Genomic DNA, 3,868 nt, shown 5'->3' with positions numbered 1-3,868 from the left:
GCAGCGCCATCACATGCAACTGGTCGAGCAGCAACGGCAGATGGCCGAAGCGGCGAGCGCGGCGAAGACCCAGTTCCTGGCCACGCTGAGCCACGAGATCCGCACGCCGATGACCGGCGTGATGGGCATGGCCGAGTTGCTGCTCAGCACGCCGCTGAGTCCGTTGCAGCATGACTACACCCAGGCCATGCAGCGCTCCGGCAGCATGCTGCTGAAGCTGCTCAACGATGCGCTGGACCTGGCCCGCATCGAGGCCGGCAAGCTGGAGCTGGAACCGGCGCCGTTCGATCCGCGCCAGTTGCTGGAGGATGTCGCACAGCTCGAACAAGGCCTGGCCCACACCAAGGGCATCCGCTTCGTGCTGGAGGTGGCCGATGACCTGCCGGCGCGACTGGTGGGCGATGCGCTGCGGATCAAGCAGGTGCTGTTGAACCTGGCCAACAACGCGCTGAAGTTCACCGAGCACGGCCATGTCACCTTGCGCGCGCGGCGCACGGCCGACGGCTTGCTGTTCAGCGTGAGCGACACCGGCCCGGGCATTCCCGAAGCCAGTCAGGCGCGGCTGTTCCAGCGCTTCGAGCAGGAGGACGGCCCACAGCGGCGCGCCGGCAGCGGGCTGGGCCTGGCGATCTGCCGCGAACTGGTCGACATGATGGACGGCAGCATCGAACTGGAATCGCGCCTCGCGCATGGCAGCACGTTCCGGGTTCGACTGCCGCTGACCGAGCCGTCGGCGACTGCGCCGCCGGCGTCGACGGTAACCGCGACCGGTCAGATCCATCGACTACTGCTGGTGGAGGACGACACCATCGTGGCCGCGGTGATTCGTGGCTTGCTGGAGCGCGAATGCCATGCGGTGGTGCATGTCACCAACGGACTCGCCGCGCTGGCCGAACTGGCGCATGCGAATTTCGATGCGGTGCTGCTGGATCTGGATCTGCCCGGCGTCGATGGCTTCCAGATTGCCCGCCTGATCCGCCAGCGCGAGCATGCCGGGCAGCATCTGCCGATCGTGGCGGTGACCGCTCGATCAGGCGGCGAGGACGAGATGCGCGCGCGCGCGGCCGGCATGGACGGTTTCCTGCGCAAGCCGCTCAGTGGCGAGCAACTGAGCAACGCGCTGGCACAGGTTGTGCGAACAGTGTCGAACTTGAACGATCCGGTTTGAGCGGCTTGGTATCAGCCGGCGTCGCGGTCGACGCATGGCGATGGTTCCGTGACACTGATCGCGATATCTTGATCGCGCCGATACTGGGGATTTGGCATCATCGGGGTCACCGGACCGAAGCAGGCACGCGCCTCGTCATCGGACATGGGTTCGTTGCGGCATAGTGCGGGCAGGAAGGGACCGCCCGCGGGGAGCGCCACCTGATGTTTCCAGCAGTCCTGCTGAGTGTGGCACTGGGTCTGGCCGCACCCGAGTCGGGCGCCGTGGTTACGCCGGCTGTCGCGATACCACCGTCCAGCTTGTTGCCTACCCCGCAGTTTCGTCGTTACGCGACGAGCGATGGCTTGCCCAGCAGCAGTGTCTATACGGTCGTGCAGGATCGCGACGGGGCGATGTGGTTTGGAACCAAGGGCGGCATCGCGCGTTACGACGGCGTTGACTTCAAGGTCTTTCGCCATGTCGCGAATGATCCCGGTTCGCTGCATGACAACGGCATCGCGTCCTTGGTGTTCGACCGGGAGGGCCGGCTCTGGGCAGGCGGACTGGAGGCGGGACTGAACCGCTACGATGCGGCCAGCGGCAAGTTCACGCACTGGGAGCACGATCCGCATGTCCCATCCAGCCTGAGCAGCGACAAGGTCTGGACGGTGGCGCAGGATGCCGATGGCAGCCTCCTGGTCGGCACGGTTCGCGGGCTGGATCGGTTGCTGCCGAACGGCCACGGATTCGAGCATGTGGCCAATCCGTTGCTGGGAACCGACCCTGCCGCCTTCGGTCTGGTCGCTGCGCTGTACGTGGACAGGCAGCAGCAATTGTGGATCGGCAGCAGTCAAGGTGTGTTCCGCCGCGATGTCGATGGCCACATGCATCTTGTGTCGCAGCGCGATACCTCCGCACCTATCGACGCCTGGCATATCGACGGCGATGGTGGCGAAGTGCGCATCGCCACCAGCAGGGGTTTGCTGGTGGTGGGCAAGGACGATGTGGCGCGTCCGTTTGGTGTCGGCGTGATTCCGCAGGGCAACGTGCTCAGCAGTGTTCGCGACGTCTCCGGCCGCCTGTGGGTCGGTACCCAGCAGGGCCTGTTCCTGCAAAGCCGGCCGGGCGGGCCGATGCTGGCAGTGACCGATCAGCCGGTGCTGCATGGCGATCTGCCGGGTACCTGGGTGTGGTCGATGCTGGTCGATCACGAAGGTGGTCTGTGGGTGGGTTTGCTGGATGGCGGTGTGGCGTATCTGGCGCCGGGCTGGAACGACACCAGCCGGTTCACGCATATACCCGACGACCCGGCCAGCCTGCGCGATTCGATCGTCACGGCGATGGCGCGCGGTCACGATGGCCGGGTTTGGGTGGGCGAGCGTGGTGGCCGGATCGACAAGCTCGATCCAGTAACCGGCAAGAGCGAACACGTGCTGTCGGGCTTGAGCGGCGACGTACTCGGGATGACCCAGGACGCGCATGAGCGATTGTGGATCACGGTGCGTGGCGGGCTCTATCGGTATACCCGCGGCAGGCCACCGGAGCGGGTCGATCCGCATAACCAGTGGCTGAAGCATCCGCTGGAAGTGGAACTGGGGCCCGATGGCAGGATGTACGCGCGCACCTTCGGCGAAGGCCTGTTCCGGATCGACCAGGAAACGCTGGCGGTCAGTCAGGTGTCGATGGAGCAACCCAACCAGCGGGTCTTGTGGGGCAGCCAGCTCACCCTGCACGACGGCGTCTTCTGGTACGCCAGCGACGGCGGCATGTTGCGGCTGGACATGCAGCATGACCGCTTCGAGGCCGTCAGCGGAGTCCTCAACGACCGCGCCGTCAACGCGTTTGATTTCACCGCCGACGGCCTGTGGATGCTGCGTCCCGACGGGCTGGAACACTACCGTTATCGCGGCGACGGTCTGGTGCTCGATCGCAGCATCGATGCGGCGCATGGCTGGCCGTCGATCAACGTGGTCGATGTGCGGGTGGATGCATTGCAGCGGGTGTGGCTGCTTGGGCGTGATGGCTTGTGGTTCTTCGACCCCGCGAATGATCGGTTCCATTCGTTCGGGTTGCAGAATGGGCTGGCCAACGGCGAGTTTTCCCGCGGTTTCGCGTTGATGCCCGATGGGAATCTGTACTCACCAACACTTGGCGGCGTGGTGGCCTTCAATCCGGACCGGATCCGCGAGCGTCGCGTTGCCTCACCGCTGGCGATCACCCAGATCAGCGTGCGCCGTGACGGCAAGTTGCAGCCCTTGCCGGGTGGCCGGAAGTTGATCGAACTGGACTGGAGGGAGCGCGGCTTCAACGTCGCGGCGCGGCTGTCTTCCTACGTCGACCCGGCGGCGAATCACTATCGATTCAGGCTGCGCGGTTTCGACAGCGACTGGGTCGATGCCGGCAATCATGGCGAACGCGAATTCGCCGGGCTGGCTGCCGGTGACTACACGCTGGACGTCATGGCGGCCGGTGCAGACGGCCAGTGGACCGCGTTGCGGACACCGCTGAGCATCCATGTACAAGCCCCGCCGTGGGTGCGCTGGTGGGCGTGGGTGATCTACGTGCTGCTGCTTGCCACCTTCGTCGGGCTGGTCCTGCGCGGCTGGCGTCGGCGGCTGGCGCAGCGCCATCACATGCAACTGGTCGAGCAGCAACGGCAGATGGCCGAAGCGGCGAGCGCGGCGAAGACCCAGTTCCTGGCCACGCTGAGCCACGAGATCC

The 3,868-nt window shown here is 65.7% G+C and carries 2 protein-coding genes; both read left to right on the top strand.

Going from position 1 to position 3,868, the window contains the following annotated elements:
- The coding region (locus EAH75_RS19510; RefSeq protein ID WP_140656543.1) for an ATP-binding protein at positions 1–1,168 on the top strand (1,168 nt) is incomplete at its 5' end.
- A gap of 203 nt (positions 1,169–1,371) precedes the next feature.
- The coding region (locus tag EAH75_RS19505; RefSeq protein WP_140656539.1) for a ligand-binding sensor domain-containing protein at positions 1,372–3,868 on the top strand (2,497 nt) is incomplete at its 3' end.

Origin of the sequence: Rhodanobacter glycinis (assembly GCF_006438785.1) — a bacterium.
Lineage (GTDB): Bacteria > Pseudomonadota > Gammaproteobacteria > Xanthomonadales > Rhodanobacteraceae > Rhodanobacter > Rhodanobacter glycinis_A.
This window is presented reverse-complemented; position numbering and strand designations above follow the sequence as displayed.